Here is a 15,868-nt window from a genome sequence, read left to right as displayed (position 1 = left end):
CGACAGTGAGCATCGTCGGGCGGTCCTGCCAGAATGGGTTCGCTACTACAACACGCAGCGACCCCATGGCTCTCTGGGCCACAGAAGCCCGATCACCGCACTTGCGGCAGCATGAACAACGTCACTGGGAACTACAGCTAGGGGCGGAGGAGCACCTTGATCGCGCGGCGCTCGTCCATCGCCGCGTAGGCCTCGGCGACCTCGGCGAGGGGCAGCTCGAGGTCGAAGACACGGCCCGGCTCGATCGTGCCGTCGAGCACGAGCGGGAGGAGCTGCTCGACGTAGTTCCGCACGGGCGCGACGCCGCCGGCGACTCCGACGTTGGAGCCGAAGAGGGTACGGATCGGGAGCTCCGCTCCGCCGCTCGGCACGCCGACGTAGCCGACGCGGCCACCGGGGCGGGCCGACCGGATCGCCTGGTCCATCGACTCGGCGGTGCCGACGCACTCGAGCACGGCATCCGCGCCCAGCCCATCGGTGAGCGCCTGCACGCGCTCGATGCCCTCGTCTCCGCGCTCGGCGACGATCTCGTCGGCGCCGAAGACGCGCGCGAGCTCCTGGCGCTCGGGGGTGCGCGACATCGCGATGACGCGCTCGGCGCCGAGCTGCTTCGCGGCGATGATGCCGCAGAGGCCGACGGCTCCGTCGCCGACGACGGCGACCGTCGAGCCGGGGCCGACGCCCGCCGAGACGGCGGCGTGCCACCCGGTGCCCATGACGTCGCTCAGCGCGAGGAGGTGCGGCACCATCGCGTCGTCGATGGGGCCGGGGACGGCGACGAGCGAGCCGTCGGCGCTCGGAACGCGCACGAACTCGCCCTGCGCACCGTCGGCGAAGTGCCCGTCGCGGTCGTCGCGGCCCCACCAGTTGCCGTTGAGGCACGACGGGCTCACGCCGTTCACGCAGTTCGCGCATGTCATGTCGCAGTCGTAGAACGGGGCGATGACGAAGTCGCCGGGCTTCACGGCGCTCACGTCGTCGCCGACCTGCTCGACGACGCCGACGAACTCGTGGCCGATGCGCCGCGGCTCCTTCGTCTCGGTGACGCCGCGGTAGGGCCACAGGTCGCTGCCGCACACGCACGCGGCGACGACGCGGACGATCGCGTCGCGGCCGGTGCCGCTGAGCTGCGGGTCGGGCGCCTCCTCGAGGCGGATGTCGCGGGGGCCGTGGATCACCGTTGCACGCATGGGCTCGAGGGTAGCGAGCCGGCGTGGGCGGTCACTGGGTGCGGTGCGGGGGGAGCCCGCTCGGGCGTGCGCTCCCGCGGGTCTATCGGTCAGTTGTTGGGTTGCGTCGTGGAGTCACCCGCAACAAGTGACCGACAGAGCGCCTTCGGCACGGGGCAATCACCGGTGCCATCGTCGACGCCAGCGCCGACGCGCCCTACAGCGTCGGCACGTCCTCCATGCGCGTCACCGCGAGCCCGTCCTCGTCGCCCGGCAGCACGTCGACGCGCACGACGTCGCCGTCGTGGATCTCTCCGCCGATGATCGCGCGGGCAAGCGCGTCGTCGATCTCGTGCTGCATGAGCCGACGCAGCGGGCGTGCCCCGTAGATCGGGTCGTAGCCGCGCTCGGCGAGCCAGGTGCGGGCATCCGGCGTCACCGCGAGCTGCAGGCGGCGATCGGCGAGGCGGCGCTCGAGACGGTCGATCTGCAGCGACACGATCTGGCCGAGGTCGTCGGTCGAGAGCGTCGAGAACACGACGATGTCGTCGAGGCGGTTCACGAACTCGGGCTTGAACGACTGCCGCACGAGGTCGTTGACGCCCGCGACCTTGGCGTCCCAGTCGAGCGACGGGTCGATGAGCAGCTGCGAGCCGAGGTTCGAGGTCAGGATGAGGATCGTGTTCCGGAAGTCGACCGTGCGGCCCTGCCCGTCGGTGAGCCGGCCGTCGTCGAGCACCTGCAGGAGCAGGTCGAACACCTCGGGGTGCGCCTTCTCGACCTCGTCGAGCAGGATCACCGAGTACGGGCGGCGACGCACGGCCTCGGTGAGCTGACCGCCCTGCTCGTACCCGACGTAGCCGGGAGGGGCGCCGATGAGCCGCGAGACGCTGAACTTCTCGCCGTACTCGCTCATGTCGATGCGCACCATCGACTTCTCGTCGTCGAACAGGTAGTCGGCGAGCGCCTTCGCGAGCTCGGTCTTGCCGACGCCCGTCGGGCCGAGGAACAGGAAGCTGCCCGTCGGCCGGTCGGGATCGGAGATGCCGGCGCGCGTGCGTCGTACCGCCTCGCTCACGGCGACCACGGCATCCCTCTGCCCGATGATGCGCTTGCCGAGCTCGGCCTCCAGGGTGAGCAGCTTCTCGGTCTCGCCCTGCGTGAGCTTGTCGACGGGGATGCCCGTCCAGGCGGCGACGACCGCGGCGATGTCCTCATCGGTCACCTGGTCGTTGACCATGCGCGGGCCGGCCTCGACGGTCTCGGCCTCGGCGAGCTGCTGCTCGATCGCGGGGATGACCTCGTAGTTGAGCTTCGAGGCCTCCTCGTAGCGCTGCTCGCGCATCGCGCGGTCGAGCTGGATGCGCGCGTCGTTGAGGCGCGTCTTGAGGTCGCCGACCGCGGTGAGGCCCGACTTCTCGGCCGTCCAGCGGCGCTGGAGGGCGTCGCGCTGCGCGGTCTTCTCCTTGAGCTCGTCGCGCAGCTTCGCGAGGCGCGCCTTGCTCGCGTCGTCCTTCTCCTTCTTGAGCGCGAGCTCCTCGATCTCGAGGCGGGTCACGGCGCGCTTGAGCTCGTCGAGCTCGACGGGGCTCGACTCGATCTCCATCTTCAGGCGGCTCGCGGCCTCGTCGACGAGGTCGATCGCCTTGTCTGGGAGCTGGCGGCTCGTGATGTACCGATTGCTGAGGGATGCCGCGGCCACGAGGGCGCTGTCGGCGATCGCGACCTTGTGGTGGGCCTCGTAGCGCTCCTTGAGGCCGCGGAGGATGGCGACCGTGTCCTCCACGCTCGGCTCGCCGACGTAGACCTGCTGGAAGCGGCGCTCGAGCGCGGCGTCCTTCTCGATGAACTCGCGGTACTCGTTGAGCGTGGTCGCGCCGATCAGGCGCAGCTCGCCGCGGGCGAGCATGGGCTTGAGCATGTTCGCGGCGGCCACCGAGCCTTCGCCGCCGCCGGCGCCCATGAGCGTGTGGAGCTCGTCGATGAAGGTGATGACCTGACCGTTGGACTCGTCTATCTCCTTGAGCACGGCCTTGAGGCGCTCCTCGAACTCGCCGCGGTACTTCGCGCCGGCGATGAGAGCGGCGAGGTCGAGGCCGACGAGCTGCTTGTCCTTGAGCGAGTCGGGCACGTCGCCCGCGACGATGCGCTGGGCGAGGCCCTCGACGACGGCGGTCTTGCCGACGCCCGGCTCGCCGATGAGCACGGGATTGTTCTTGGTGCGGCGGCTGAGCACCTGGCTGACGCGGCGGATCTCGGCGTCGCGCCCGATCACGGGGTCGAGCTTGCCGGAGCGCGCGATCTCGGTGAGGTTGATCCCGTACTGCTCGAGGGCGGACTTCTGCTTCTCCTGGCTGGAGGGGGCGCCCTGCATGTTGGCCATGTGCGTGTGTTCCTCTGAACGGGGTGGACCTGGCCGCGGCGTCAAAACCTGAGCCCGCGTGACTCAAGTTTACGGCCGGCGACGGGCGCGGCGCCAGAGGGAATGCACGCTCACGGCGAACGCGCGGCAGCCGCGCGTGATCCGCGCCGGGGAATGCCGCGCGCGCCGAGCCGTTGCACCCCCCATGACCACCATCGGAATCATCGGATCAGGCAACATCGGCTCCCAGCTCGCCCACGCCTTCACGCGCGTCGGGCACGACGTCGTCGTCGCGAACTCCCGCGGCCCGGCCTCGCTCGCCGGTCTCGTCGCCGATGTCGAGGCGCAGGCGCGCGCAGCGGGCAGCGCGGCGACCGCGACCGCCGGCACCGTCGAGGAGGCCGCGCAGGCGGGGGAGCTCGTCGTCGTGACCATCCCCCTGAAGGCCGTCACGGACATCCCCGCGCACCTGCTCGAGGGTCGCATCGTGATCGACACCAACAACTACTACCCGCAGCGCGACGGCCAGATCGCCGAGCTCGACGACGAGAGCACGACGACCTCCGAGCTCGTGGCGCGGCACTTCGCGGGCGCGCGCGTCGTCAAGGCGTTCAACCACATCCCGGCCACCGAGATCACCGATCACGCGCAGGCGCCCGGCACCGACGGCCGTCGCGCGCTCGCCGTCTACGGCGACGACGCGGGTGCGGTCGAGCAGGTCACCGGCCTCATCGACGCGATCGGCTTCGATGTCGTCAACGGCGGCGGGCTCGCCGAGAGCTGGCGGATCCAGCGCGACACCCCCGGGTACATCCCCCGCTTCACGGCGGAGGAGCTGCGCGAGAAGCTCGCGGAGGCGAAGCGCTACCGCGACATGTGACCCGCGCCGCGGCGTCGGCGGCGGGCGCGCTCAGCGCCGCGTCGACGCCGTGACGGTGAACTTGGGCCCGCGCGCCACCTGGCGCGTGGGCCCGACCGCTCTCTCGAGAGCCGGCGAATAGCGCAGGTGCGAGTTCCAGACCACCCAGAGCTCGCCGCCCGGCCGCAGCACGCGCGCGGCCTCCGCGAACAGCCGGTGGGCGATGCCGGTGTGCACGGCCGCCCCCACGTGGAAGGGCGGATTGAGCGCGATGAGCTCGGCGCTCGCGTCGGGCTGCGCCCCGAGCCCGTCGTCCTGCGCGACCTCGACATCGACGCCGTTCGCGGCCGCGGTGAGCCGCGCGCTCGCGACGGCGGCGGCCGACACGTCGCTCGCGACGACGCGCGCCGCGGGGTTCAGCCGGGCGAGCGTCGTGGCGATGAGGCCCGTGCCGCACGCGAGGTCGATGACGGTGCCGCCCGCGCCGACGCGGGGCGCGCCGTCGAGCTCCGCGATGAGTGCGCGCGCGCCGATATCGACGGATGCTCCGGCGAAGGCCCCCGGAACCGCGACCACCTCGAGCCCGAGGTCGCGGTCGCGGGCGCGCGCGGGCTCGAGCTCGGCGATCTCGCCCGCGGGCAGCGGAGACCGTGCAACGAGCGCCCGCGCCTTGCGCTTCGCGAGGCTCACGTCGAGGCGGCCGAACGACCCGCGCAGCACGTCGTTCGCGCCGAGGCTCATGTGCTTGACCATGCCCGCCGCGAGCAGGCCGACGCCCGGGTCGGAGCCGCGAGCTACCGCGCGCGCGATCGCATCGAGGGCGTCGAAAGCGCGAGGGAGGCGCACGAGGGCGAGACGGGCATCCGTCGACGCGACCTCGGCGAGCGGGTGATGGCTGTACGCGGAGAGCCCGAGCGCCGCGGCGTTCGCGGCGAGCGCGCGCTCGGCGACGATCGAGTCCTGGTGCACGCGCACGTGACGGGCGCCGAGGGCGAGCGCGCCGAGCGTCAGCGCCCCGTGGGTGTCGCCGATGACGACGACCTCGCGGCCGACGACGGCCTCGGCGTGATCAGACGCGGCGAGCTCGAGCAGCAGTCGGTCGGCGGCGTCGTGCGACCGCAGCTCGGGGGCCTCGACATCGGGCCGACGGCGGAGCGCGGCGAGGACGGGGTCGATGAGGGCGGCGACGTCGTTCGCGTGCATGCGGCCCCCTCCCGGTCAGCCCTCCACGCTATCGGGCGTCGAGGAGCGCGCTCAGCCGCTGCTGGAGATCGAGGCCGCGGAACGGCTTGATGACGTAGTCGTCGACCCCGGCCGAGAAGGCGCGCGCAAGGTCGTCCTCGTGGGCCTTGGCCGTGAGCATGACGATCTTCATGCGCCCGACGCGGGCATCGGCGCGGATCGCCCGGCACACGTCGAGGCCGGTGTGAGTCGGCATCATCCAGTCGAGCAGGACGAGGTCGAGCTCCGCGGCGAGAGCGATGTCGAGAGCGGCCTGACCGTCGAGCACCTCGAGCACCTCGTGGCCGAGCTGCGTCACGCGGCGGGCGACGAGCGCGCGGATGTCCGGGTCGTCCTCGGCGATCAGAACACGCGCCATGATGGAGCCCGCTTTCCCGGCGCACTGCGCCTCACGGGACTAGTGTCAGGCCATGAAGGCGATTCAGCAAACTGAGTCGGTGTCAGCACACACCGCGCTGACCGCGCCGACGCTCATCCAGCGATCGGCGTCGTGGTCCCTTCCGAGGTACCTGGCTGTGATCGGCGGGCTCTCCGCGCTGAGCTTCCTGCTGGGATTCGCCGCGCTCTACATCACCGCCCCGGGGTCTGGCGTCGCCATCTGGTGGCCCGCGGCAGGCGTCGGCGCCCTCATCTACCTGCTCTACCGCGGACCTCGCTGGCAGGTTCTCGTCCTCATCGGCGCCGTCGGATTCATCTCCAACATCGCGGTGGGGCGGCCGCTGACCTTCGCGATCACCGCCGCGGTGATCCTCGCGATCGAACTGCTGGTGTTCGTCGTCGTCCTCGGTCCGCAGTCGCGCGGAGCGCTCCTGTCGACCATGCGCGGACTCGGCCGGTTCCTCATCGCCGTGCTCGCGGCCTCGGTCACGATCGGCATCGAGGGCGCCCTCACGATCCTCGTCCTCGTCGGCGCCGACCCGATCGCCTCATTCACGGCTCTTGTGCCCTCGCACGCGTCGGCGCTCATCCTCATCGTGCCGCTCGCGCTCGTGCCGCTGCCGCGGGCGCGCCCGTCGATCCCGCGACGCGTCGAGGGCATCGTGCAGCTCGCCGTGACCATCGCCGTCGGCGTCATCGTGTTCACGCCGACGCTGCCCGTTCCGATGATCTTCACCCTCTTCCCGCTCCTCGCCTGGGCGGCCTCGCGATTCTCGCCGCTGTTCGTCGTCGTCGAGCTCATCGTCGTCGCCGCGATCGCTCCCACGATCGTCGTCGCGAACGGCGGGCCGTTCGGCTACGCGCAGGGCATCGACGACCCGGGGTGGATCGTCCAGCTCTTCATGATCTCCGCCGGCATCACGGCCCTGTTCCTCTCCGCCGTGCGTGGCGAGCGGGAGGCCCTCGCGACCGAGAAGGAGCGGCAGGCGGCCGTCATGCGGGGCGGCTTCCTCGGCGCCCAGGTCGGGTTCGTCGTCCTGCGCTCCACGCCGACGCAGGGCATGCAGGTCCTCGAGGCGAATGCGACCGCCGCCGAGATCGTGGCGCGCGGATGGCTGCCCTCGGTCGTCGGGAGCTGGCTCGACGATCCCGTCGACGACCTCAATCACGAGCTCACCCTTCCCGATGGCCGCAGCTGGCAGGTGTTCGGCAGCCTCGTGCCCGCACCCGGCGGAGAGGTCATCGCGGGCATCCAGCTCGTCGACGTCAGCGACCACGTCGCGGCGCGCGAGGCGATGGCGCACGTGATCGAGCGCGAGCGGGCCGTCGCGGAGGAGCTGCGTGCGCTCTCGCGACAGAAGGACGACTTCGTCTCGGCCGTGAGCCACGAGCTGCGGACGCCCATCACGAGCATCCTGGGGTTCGCGGAGGACCTCGACGAGATCGCGTCGCCCGAGGAGCACGTCATGACCGAGGTGATCATGCGCAACTCGAAACGGCTCGCCGGCATGGTCGAGCAGCTCCTGGAGCTCGGGCGGATGACCTCGCCGAATCCCGTGCGCGCCGCCGGATCGGTGCCGCTCAACCGCATCGTCGACGAGACCGTGGAGGAGCAGGCGCGCACGGCGGCCTCCGCCGACATCGCGGTCGAGTCGCGACTGCACGATCCCGACCCGATCGTCGTCGGCGATGAGACCTCGATCGCGCGCGTGGTCACGAACCTGCTCTCCAACGCCATCAAGTTCACTCCGGCGGGCGGGTCGATCCGGCTGACGACGCGGGTCGGCGACGGCCAGGCGATCCTCGAGGTCGACGACTCGGGCGTCGGGATCAGCCGCGCCGACCGGGGGCGCGTGTTCGAGCGCTTCTACCGTTCGAACGACGAGGCGAAGCTCGCGGCCCCGGGAACGGGCCTCGGCCTGTCGATCGTGCGCTCGCTCGTCGAGCTGCAGGGCGGCACGATCGAGATCGCCGACTCGCCGCTCGGCGGCACGCGGTTCGTCGTCCGGCTTCCCCTCGCGGACACGATGATTGCGGGCCCGACCCCCGCGCCGTCGCCGTCGCCCGCGCCGTCCACGACCGCGACCGCCTAGCAGCGCCGGAGCGCGTCCTCAGCTCCGGCGCAGCGGTCGCCACACGACGAGCTGGTTCGCCTTCTGGGCGCGGGTGCCCGCCCGCAGGGTCACGACCTCGCCCTCGGAGCCGGCCGCGAACACGCGCCGCCCGGGCTTCGCGAGCAGCTCGTCGGCGAGCGCCGTCTCGAGCTCGCGCACGCGCGCGCGCAGGGCGCGGTTCTCGTTCTCGAGGTCGAGGATGCGCCGGATGCCCTCGAGGTTGAGCCCCTCGGCGCCGAGCCGCGCGATCTCGCGCAGCTGCACGACGTCGCGCATCGAGTACCGCCGACTCTGGCCGGCCGTCCGCGTCGGAGACACGAGGCCGAGCCGGTCGTACTGCCGCAGCGTCTGCGGGTGCATGCCCGCGAGCTCGGCCGCGACCGCGATCGCGAACAGCGGGGTCGACTCGTCCATCACCGCGCTCCTTCCTCGCACCACGGCATCGGCGTCATCGCCGGTCAGCCCTTCGCCCTCGCGAGCAGGTCGTCGCGCGGGTTCTCGTCGCCGAGGGCCTTCGCGAAGGCCTCGAGCTTCTTCTTCGCGTCGGCGCTGAGGTTGCCGGGCACCGCGACCTGAACGGTCGCGAGCAGGTCGCCCGTGCCCTTCGGGGTCGTGACGCCGCGACCCTTGACGCGCAGCACGCGCCCGCTCGGCGTGCCGGGCGCGACCTTCAGTCGAACGGTCTCGCCGCTGAGGGTCGGCACCTCGATGGTCGCGCCGAGGGCCGCCTCGTGGAAGGTGACCGGCACGTCGAGGCGCAGGTCGAGCCCGTCGCGGGCGAACACCGGGTGCGGCCGCACGGTGACGCTCAGCACGAGATCGCCCGGGTCGCCCCCGGTCATGCTCGCCTCGCCCTTGCCGCGCAGCCGGATCTTCTGGCCGTCCGCGACGCCGGGCGGGATCTTCACGGTGAGCGGTCGTCCGCCCTCGCGCTCGAGCTGCACGGTGTCGCCGTGGATGGCGGTCAGGAAGTCGAGGGTCACCTGCGCGGTCTGGTCGCGGCCCTTCTGCGGGCCCCGCCCGAATCCGGCGGATGCTCCACCGGCGCCGAACTGCCCGCCGAACATGCTCCCGAAGATGTCGTCGAAGCCCGCCGACTGCGCGCGGCGCCCACCGGGGGCGCCGCCGCCGAACATCCCGCCGAAGACGTCCTCGAAGCCGCCCGGCTGTCCGCCCGCGGTGAAGCGCGCACCGGAGCCCATCGCGCGCAGCTGGTCGTACTCGGCGCGCTCGGACGGATCCGAGAGCACCGAGTACGCCTCGCTGATCTCCTTGAAGCGCGCCTCCGCCGCGGTGTCGCCGGCGTTGGAGTCGGGGTGGTACTGCCGGGCGAGCTTCCGGTAGGCCTTCTTGAGCTCGGCCTCCGTCGCCGTCTTGGGCACGCCGAGGACCTTGTAGAAGTCCTTGTCGAACCAGTCGTTGCTGGCCATCGGCGCCTACCCCTCGGGCGTGAAGACGGCGACCTTCGCAGCGCGGATCAGGCGGTCGCCGAGGACGTAGCCGACCTCGATGACGTCGCCCACCACGTTGCTCGTGACGTCGGGCTTCGGCAGCTGCACGAGCGCCTCGTGCCGGTTCGGGTCGAAGGGCTCGCCGATCTCGCCGACCTTCTGCAGGCCGTAGCGCTCGAATCCGCTGCGCAGCTTCTGCGCGACGAGCTCGAGGGGGCTCCCGGCGAGGTCGCCGTGCGACTCGGCGCGATCGAGGTCGTCGATCGCGGGGAGCAGCGTGCGGATGACCTCGGCGATGTTCGCCTCGCGGTTCGCGGCGCGGTCGCGCTCGACGCGCGTGCGGAAGTTCGCGAGCTCCGCCTCCGCGCGCGCGGCGCGGTCGCGGTACTCGGCGATCTCCTTCTGCCCGGCCTCGGAGAGGATGCGGTCGATGTCGGCGTCGAGGCTCGCACCCGTCTCCGACACCTCGACGTCCGCGTCCTCGACCGAGAAGAGGTCCTCGATCGTCTCCGCGTCGGTCGGTGCGCCGTCCTCCGCGAGGGGGGCCTCATCGGCCTCCCCCGCGGCGGGAGCGGCGTCCTTCTCCGGCGTGCCGTCCGCAGTCAGGTCGGTGACCTTCCCGGTCTCGTCGTCGATGCGGCGTCGCCGCTTGATGACGGGCTTCTGCTCGTCGTCGTCGCGCTTGCGTGCGGCCATGACTACTTCTTGTCCTTGTCGTCCTCGTCGTCGACGATCTCGGCGTCGACCACGTCCTCGTCGCTCGAGGAGCTCTGCGGCTCGGAGGCCGCCGACTCCTCGGCCTGCGACGCGGCGTAGATCGCCTCGCCGAGCTTGGTCTGCGACTGGTTGAGAGCGTCGTACGCGGTCTTCACGGCCTCGTCGTCGGTGCCGGCGAGCGCCGTCTTGAGCGCGTCGACGTCGGCCTGCACCTCGCCCTTGACGTCGTCGGGCAGCTTGTCGGCGTTCTCCGCGATGAGCTTGTCGATCGAGTAGGCGAGCTGCTCGGCGCTGTTGCGGACCTCGGCGGCCTCGCGGCGCGCCTTGTCCTCAGCGGCGTGCTCCTCGGCCTCGCGGACCATGCGCTCGATGTCCTCCTTCGCGAGCGACGAGCCGCCCGTGATCGTCATCGACTGCTCCTTGCCGGTGCCCTTGTCCTTCGCGGACACGTGCACGATGCCGTTGGCGTCGATGTCGAAGGTGACCTCGATCTGCGGGATGCCGCGGGGCGCGGGAGCGATGCCCGTGAGCTCGAAGGTGCCGAGGTTCTTGTTGTCGCGCGTGAACTCGCGCTCGCCCTGGAAGACCTGGATCGCTACGGACGGCTGGTTGTCGTCGGCCGTCGTGAAGGTCTCGCTGCGCTTGGTCGGGATGGCCGTGTTGCGCTCGATGAGCTTCGTCATGATGCCGCCCTTGGTCTCGATGCCGAGACTCAGGGGGGTCACGTCGATGAGCAGCACGTCCTTCCGCTCGCCCTTGAGCACGCCGGCCTGAAGGGCGGCGCCGACGGCGACGACCTCATCCGGGTTCACGCCCTTGTTGGGCTCCTTGCCGCCGGTGAGCTTCTTGACGAGCTCGGTGACGGCCGGCATGCGGGTCGAGCCGCCGACGAGCACGACGTGCGCGATGTCGGCGACCTTGACGCCCGCCTCGCGGATGACGTCCTCGAAGGGCTTCTTGGTGCGCTCGAGGAGGTCCTTCGTGAGCTCCTCGAACTTGGCGCGCGTGAGCGACTCGTCGAGGTTCGCGGGGCCGTTCTCGGTGAGCGAGAGGTACGGGAGCTGGATGTTCGTGCTCATCGAGCTCGAGAGTTCCTTCTTCGCCTGCTCCGCGGCCTCCTTGAGGCGCTGCTTGGCGATCTTGTCGTTGCTGACGTCGACGCCCGTGGTCTCCTTGAAGCGCTGGATGAGGTAGCTCACCACGCGGCCGTCCCAGTCGTCGCCGCCGAGGCGGTTGTCGCCGGCGGTCGCGCGCACCTGGATGGTCGAGAAGTCGTCGTCCTTGCCCACCTCGAGCAGGCTGACGTCGAAGGTTCCGCCACCGAGGTCGAAGACGAGGATGAGCTCGTCCTCCTTGCCCTTGTCGAGACCGTAGGCGAGGGCCGCTGCGGTGGGCTCGTTGATGATGCGCAGGACGTTGAGGCCCGCGATCTCGCCGGCCTCCTTCGTGGCCTGGCGCTCGGCGTCGATGAAGTAGGCGGGCACGGTCACGACTGCGTCGGTCACGATCTCGCCGAGGTACTGCTCGGCGTCGCGCTTGAGCTTGGCGAGGATGCGCGCCGAGATCTCCTGCGCGGTGTACTTCTTGTCGTCGATCTCCTGCTTCCAGTCGGTGCCCATGTGGCGCTTGACCGAGGCGATGGTGCGATCGACGTTGGTGACGGCCTGGCGCTTGGCCGTCTCGCCGACGAGCACCTCGCCGTCCTTGGTGAAGGCGACGACCGACGGGGTCGTCCGGAAGCCTTCGGCGTTGGCGATGACGGTGGGCTCGCCACCCTCGAGGACGGCGACGACGGAGTTGGTGGTACCGAGGTCGATTCCGACGGCACGGGCCATGGGGGTTGCTCCTTCTGAGGATCGGGGGCACGGGCGAACTTGAGCCGTGCAATGTCAAGTTTGAGAATGCGGATGCTCGCTGTCAAGTCGAGCCGCCTCGAACTTGCGCCATCCCGACTCAATTCTCAGGCGGGAGCGGTGCCGTGTTCGCGCTGAGCGTGCGCGCGAGCCGCGCGGGCCCCTCGCGGGTCAGGCTGCCGCGCGAGCCACGCGGCGAGGTCGGGCACGAGGTACATCGGCCCGGCGGGCCACTCCGTCGTGTCGAGCATGACCCGCGCGTCGCCCTCGGGTGGGGCGAAGGCGATCGTCGTCTCGCCCTCGTGCCAGGCCTCCTCCCACCCGAGCACGTCGCGGTAGAAGGCGGCGGCCGCCTCGAGGTCGGTCACGGGCGCGAACAGGTAGGAGAGCTGCATCTCGGACTCCGTCGTCGAGGGATGAGGTGGCCTCGACGATAGCGACGCGGGCTGACACGCGCACCCCCGCGACACCCGCGGTTCACCGGCCGGCAGTACCGTGAGCGCATGACAGAGAAGTCGATCCCGGTCGCGGCGAACACCCTCGCAGTCGGGGTCATGGGCCTCGACCTGCAGGAGGGCATCCAGGTGCCCCGCCGTCGCGTCTTCGCGTGGGCGCTCTACGACTGGGCGACCCAGCCGTTCAACACGGTGCTGCTGACCTTCGTGTGGGTGCCGAGCTACCTCACGAGCACCTTCTTCGTCGATCCGGCGGTCATCGGCACCGCTCGCGAGGAAGCAGCGCTCGGGCAGCTCGCGAGCAATCTCGGGTACGGCATCACGGTCGCCGGCCTGCTCATCGCCCTCCTCGCGCCCGTGCTCGGGCAGCGCGCCGACCGCGCCGGCAGGCAGAAGCTGCAGCTGCTCGTCTTCACCGCTCTGCTCGTCGTCGCGCAGCTCGGTCTCGCATTCGTCCAGCCGGGAGCCGAGTGGTTCTGGATGGGCGTCGCGCTCATCGCGGCGGGCAGCATCTTCGGCGAGATCGCCGGGGTCAACTACAACGCCCTGCTCATCTCGGTCTCGACGCCCAGGACGATCGGCAGGGTCTCGGGCCTCGGCTGGGGCTTCGGCTACCTCGGCGGCATCGTCGCCCTCGCGATCGTCGTCGGGCTCATCCTCGGCGGCGTGCTCGACGGCGACTCCGCCTCGACCTTCCAGCTCATCGCGCTCGGCGCCACCATCTGGACGGCGATCTTCGTCGTCCCGATCTTCCTCAGCGTCCCCGAGCCGCCGAAGCTCGCCGCGGCCGAGAAGGTCGGCTTCTTCCGCAGCTACGTCGAGCTCGTGCGCGGCGTGCAGCGGCTCTACCGCGAGACGCGGCCGACGTTCTGGTTCCTGCTCGCGAGCGCGGTCTACCGCGACGGGCTCTCCGCCGTGTTCACGTTCGGGTCGGTCATCGCCGGAATCGTCTTCGGATTCGGCTTCACCGACCTCGTCATCTTCGGCATCGCGCTCAACATCGTGGCGGGGGTGTCGACGATCCTCGCCGGGCGCCTCGATGACCGCTTCGGGCCCAAGCGCGTCATCCTCGTCTCGATCTTCGGCCTCGTGGCGTGCACGCTCATCGTGTTCTTCTTCGCCGACCTGGGCTCGGGGCTCTTCTGGGCCGTGGGCATCGTGCTCGCGGCGTTCGTCGGACCTGCGCAGGCGGCCTCGCGATCGTTCCTCGCGCGCGTCACGCCGGCCGGTCGCGAGGGCGAGGTCTTCGGCCTCTACGCGACGACGGGCCGCGCCGCGGGCTGGATGGCCTCGCTGCTGTGGGGCGTCTTCATCGCCGTCGCCGCGAACCAGACGCTGTACGGCATCCTCGGCATCACGATCGTGCTCCTCGCGGGCGGCATCATGCTCCTGTTCGTGAAGGCCCCGCCGGCGACCGCGCGGGCCGAGAGCGGCGAGATCGCGAGCTGATCAGGCGCGCGCGAGCGCCGCGATGTCCTCCCGGAACTCGGCCGCCTCGGTCGCCGACACGGTCGCGCGGGTGCGGTCGATCGCCGCGAGGTAGTCGGCGGTCGACGGGCCGCGCACGGCCGCGCCATCGACCCCGTAGACCGACTGCTCGAGCGCGGCCTGCGACGCCGACCGCGCGGCGAACTCGATGTCGGCGGGCGAGTAGCCGTCGGTGCGCGCGACGAGCTGCGCGAGATCGACCTCGCCCTCGACCGCGTCGGGGATGTACCGCGACCAGATCGCCTCGCGCGCCGCGGCGTCGGGCAGCCCGATCGGGATGACGTAGTCGAACCGCCCGTGGCGGAGGAACGCCGCGTCGAGCGCGCGGATGAAGTTGGTCGCGCAGATCAGCAGTCGGCCGGGAGAGTCGCGGAAGGCCGGGATGATCTTGAGCAGCTCGTTCGTGACGCCCTGCATGGCGGATGGCGGCTCGCCGCCGCGCTGGCCGGCGATCTCCTCCACCTCGTCGATGAAGACGATGACGTGGTCGAGGTCGGCGATGCTCTGGAAGGTCTCGCGCAGCCCGCCCGCGAGGCCCTGGGGCCCGGCGGCGAGCCGCGAGGGGAAGACCTCGACGAACGGCCACTGCAGCCGGGAGGCGACGGCCTTCGCGAACGTCGTCTTGCCGGTCCCGGGAGGGCCGAACAGCACGATCGACCGCGGCGGCTGCACGCCGAACTGATCGGCGAGCGCCGGGTCCGACAGCGGCAGCACGAGCCGGCGCTCGAGCAGCTCCTTCTCGGTGCGCATGCCCGCGATCGAGCTCCACAGATCGCGCGGCAGGATGCGGCCGCCGAGCTCGCGCAGCACGGCGAGCTCGCGCTGCTTGACCGGGATCTCGCGCTCGAAGTAGCTCAGGTGGGCGCGGTCCTGGAATCCCGCCTTCGTGAGCGCGCCGAACTGCTGCTGCTGATCGGGTACGAGGATCGACAGGCGCGTGAGCCCCTGCGGCGCCATCCGCTGCTCGAGCCCGGCGAGGATCCGCCCCGCGAGCCCGTGCCGGCGGGCGCTCGCGGTCACGGCGAGGAAGACGATCCAGCCCTGGTCGTGCGCCGCGCGGGCGACGCCGACGCCGAGCACGGCGTCGCCGTCGACGGCGACGACGGCGTGGTCCTTCTCGCACGAGGCGAGCACCTCCGCGAGCGCGTAGACGGGCTCGGCGCCCTCGGCGCGCACCTCGTCCCACAGTCGGAGGACGGCATCCATGTCGGCGGCCTGGTAGTCGCGCAGGCGGATCTGGCTCATGCTCCATGATCACAGCCGACCACCGCCCTCGCGCCACGACCCGGCTGGGATTCAGCCCCCAGATCCGCGCGGCTGGCAGAGTGAGCGCATGACCGACTCCGCCGCGCCCACCGCCGCCCCGAGCCCCGCTCCGACCACCGCCGACAAGGCAGCCCTCCTCTCCTCCCTGCACGTGCCCGGCGACCCGCTCGTCGTCGTCAACGTGTGGGACGCCATCACGGCGCGCATCGTCGCGCGCACCCCCGGCGTGCGCGCGCTCGCGTCGGCGAGCCATGCGGTCGCCTTCGCCTACGGCGTGCCCGACGGCGAGGGCATGTCCGTCGAGATGGCGCTCGATGCGGCCCGCCGCATCACGGCATCCACCGACCTGCCCGTGAGCATCGACTTCGAGCGCGGCTACGCGCCCGACGCCGCGGGCGTGCAGGCGAACGTCGCGCGCCTCATCGAGGCGGGCGCGGCGGGGCTCAACATCGAGGACTCCCTCGCGGGCGCGACGAGCGACCGCCGTCCGATCGCCGAGGCCGCCGCGCGCGTC

At 71.3% G+C, this 15,868-nt stretch carries 15 protein-coding genes; 5 read left to right on the top strand and 10 right to left on the bottom strand.

Features of this window, described 5'->3' with window-relative positions; translation table 11 throughout:
• Positions 1–115: integrase core domain-containing protein (locus Q7T15_RS12365; protein WP_370689082.1), on the top strand; the 115-nt coding region annotated here is incomplete at its 5' end.
• Positions 116–137: 22 nt separating this feature from the next.
• Here Q7T15_RS12365 and Q7T15_RS10825 read toward each other — a convergent pair.
• Entirely contained in the window at positions 138–1,190 is a 1,053-nt protein-coding gene (locus Q7T15_RS10825; protein ID WP_304696156.1) for a zinc-dependent alcohol dehydrogenase family protein, read from the bottom strand.
• A 196-nt stretch (positions 1,191–1,386) separates the two neighbouring features.
• Positions 1,387–3,552: an ATP-dependent Clp protease ATP-binding subunit gene (locus Q7T15_RS10820; RefSeq protein ID WP_304696153.1), complete on the bottom strand. Its 2,166-nt coding sequence runs from the start codon at positions 3,550–3,552 to the stop codon at positions 1,387–1,389.
• 184 nt (positions 3,553–3,736) lie between these two features.
• Here Q7T15_RS10820 and Q7T15_RS10815 point away from each other — a divergent pair, with 184 nt between their 5' ends.
• Positions 3,737–4,411, top strand: coding sequence for an NADPH-dependent F420 reductase (locus Q7T15_RS10815; protein ID WP_304696151.1), 675 nt, complete (start codon positions 3,737–3,739; stop codon positions 4,409–4,411).
• A gap of 30 nt (positions 4,412–4,441) precedes the next feature.
• Here Q7T15_RS10815 and Q7T15_RS10810 read toward each other — a convergent pair whose 3' ends face one another.
• Both Q7T15_RS10810 and Q7T15_RS10805 read right to left on the bottom strand, forming a co-directional pair.
• Complete coding sequence (locus Q7T15_RS10810; RefSeq protein WP_304696149.1) at positions 4,442–5,593, bottom strand: class I SAM-dependent methyltransferase; 1,152 nt, start codon at positions 5,591–5,593, stop codon at positions 4,442–4,444.
• A 28-nt stretch (positions 5,594–5,621) separates the two neighbouring features.
• Complete coding sequence (locus tag Q7T15_RS10805; protein WP_304696147.1) at positions 5,622–5,990, bottom strand: response regulator transcription factor; 369 nt, start codon at positions 5,988–5,990, stop codon at positions 5,622–5,624.
• A gap of 52 nt (positions 5,991–6,042) precedes the next feature.
• On the opposite strand from Q7T15_RS10805, the gene Q7T15_RS10800 reads away from it, so the two are divergent.
• A complete protein-coding gene (locus tag Q7T15_RS10800) occupies positions 6,043–8,103 on the top strand; it encodes an ATP-binding protein (RefSeq protein WP_304696145.1) in 2,061 nt (686 codons plus the stop codon).
• Positions 8,104–8,121: 18 nt separating this feature from the next.
• Here the strand turns inward: Q7T15_RS10800 and Q7T15_RS10795 are convergent, their stop codons facing one another.
• The 5 genes from Q7T15_RS10795 to Q7T15_RS10775 all read right to left on the bottom strand — a co-directional run bounded on the left by Q7T15_RS10795 (position 8,122) and on the right by Q7T15_RS10775 (position 12,540).
• The gene (locus tag Q7T15_RS10795) at positions 8,122–8,538 is read right to left on the bottom strand and encodes a heat shock protein transcriptional repressor HspR (protein WP_304696143.1); all 417 of its coding nucleotides are present in this window, start codon (positions 8,536–8,538) and stop codon (positions 8,122–8,124) included.
• A gap of 44 nt (positions 8,539–8,582) precedes the next feature.
• Entirely contained in the window at positions 8,583–9,554 is a 972-nt protein-coding gene (locus tag Q7T15_RS10790; protein ID WP_304696141.1) for a DnaJ C-terminal domain-containing protein, read from the bottom strand.
• 6 nt (positions 9,555–9,560) lie between these two features.
• Positions 9,561–10,271, bottom strand: coding sequence for a nucleotide exchange factor GrpE (locus Q7T15_RS10785; RefSeq protein ID WP_304696139.1), 711 nt, complete (start codon positions 10,269–10,271; stop codon positions 9,561–9,563).
• Positions 10,272–10,273: 2 nt separating this feature from the next.
• Positions 10,274–12,127, bottom strand: coding sequence for a molecular chaperone DnaK (gene dnaK, locus Q7T15_RS10780; RefSeq protein WP_304696137.1), 1,854 nt, complete (start codon positions 12,125–12,127; stop codon positions 10,274–10,276).
• A gap of 125 nt (positions 12,128–12,252) precedes the next feature.
• On the bottom strand, positions 12,253–12,540 hold the full coding sequence (locus Q7T15_RS10775) for a VOC family protein (protein WP_304696135.1): 288 nt from the start codon (positions 12,538–12,540) through the stop codon (positions 12,253–12,255).
• A gap of 108 nt (positions 12,541–12,648) precedes the next feature.
• On the opposite strand from Q7T15_RS10775, the gene Q7T15_RS10770 reads away from it, so the two are divergent.
• The gene (locus Q7T15_RS10770) at positions 12,649–14,049 is read left to right on the top strand and encodes an MFS transporter (protein ID WP_370689143.1); all 1,401 of its coding nucleotides are present in this window, start codon (positions 12,649–12,651) and stop codon (positions 14,047–14,049) included.
• Here Q7T15_RS10770 and Q7T15_RS10765 read toward each other — a convergent pair whose 3' ends face one another.
• Entirely contained in the window at positions 14,050–15,333 is a 1,284-nt protein-coding gene (locus Q7T15_RS10765) for an ATP-binding protein (protein WP_304696131.1), read from the bottom strand.
• Positions 15,334–15,421: 88 nt separating this feature from the next.
• Here Q7T15_RS10765 and Q7T15_RS10760 point away from each other — a divergent pair.
• The coding region (locus tag Q7T15_RS10760) for an isocitrate lyase/phosphoenolpyruvate mutase family protein (RefSeq protein WP_304696129.1) at positions 15,422–15,868 on the top strand (447 nt) is incomplete at its 3' end.

Origin of the sequence: Microcella sp. (genome assembly GCF_030645145.1) — a bacterium.
Lineage (GTDB): Bacteria > Actinomycetota > Actinomycetes > Actinomycetales > Microbacteriaceae > Microcella.
This window is presented reverse-complemented; position numbering and strand designations above follow the sequence as displayed.

Excerpts from the sequence above, each read along its gene's own strand:
- Q7T15_RS10795 (WP_304696143.1), bottom strand. The coding sequence starts at position 8,538 with ATGGACGAGTCGACCCCGCTGTTCGCGATCGCGGTCGCGGCCGAGCTC.
- Q7T15_RS10800 (WP_304696145.1), top strand. The coding sequence starts at position 6,043 with ATGAAGGCGATTCAGCAAACTGAGTCGGTGTCAGCACACACCGCGCTG.
- Q7T15_RS10820 (WP_304696153.1), bottom strand. The coding sequence starts at position 3,552 with ATGGCCAACATGCAGGGCGCCCCCTCCAGCCAGGAGAAGCAGAAGTCC.
- Q7T15_RS10785 (WP_304696139.1), bottom strand. The coding sequence starts at position 10,271 with ATGGCCGCACGCAAGCGCGACGACGACGAGCAGAAGCCCGTCATCAAG.
- Q7T15_RS10770 (WP_370689143.1), top strand. The coding sequence starts at position 12,649 with ATGACAGAGAAGTCGATCCCGGTCGCGGCGAACACCCTCGCAGTCGGG.
- Q7T15_RS10790 (WP_304696141.1), bottom strand. The coding sequence starts at position 9,554 with ATGGCCAGCAACGACTGGTTCGACAAGGACTTCTACAAGGTCCTCGGC.
- Q7T15_RS10765 (WP_304696131.1), bottom strand. The coding sequence starts at position 15,333 with ATGAGCCAGATCCGCCTGCGCGACTACCAGGCCGCCGACATGGATGCC.
- Q7T15_RS10825 (WP_304696156.1), bottom strand. The coding sequence starts at position 1,190 with ATGCGTGCAACGGTGATCCACGGCCCCCGCGACATCCGCCTCGAGGAG.
- Q7T15_RS10810 (WP_304696149.1), bottom strand. The coding sequence starts at position 5,593 with ATGCACGCGAACGACGTCGCCGCCCTCATCGACCCCGTCCTCGCCGCG.
- Q7T15_RS10805 (WP_304696147.1), bottom strand. The coding sequence starts at position 5,990 with ATGGCGCGTGTTCTGATCGCCGAGGACGACCCGGACATCCGCGCGCTC.
- dnaK (WP_304696137.1), bottom strand. The coding sequence starts at position 12,127 with ATGGCCCGTGCCGTCGGAATCGACCTCGGTACCACCAACTCCGTCGTC.
- Q7T15_RS10815 (WP_304696151.1), top strand. The coding sequence starts at position 3,737 with ATGACCACCATCGGAATCATCGGATCAGGCAACATCGGCTCCCAGCTC.
- Q7T15_RS10775 (WP_304696135.1), bottom strand. The coding sequence starts at position 12,540 with ATGCAGCTCTCCTACCTGTTCGCGCCCGTGACCGACCTCGAGGCGGCC.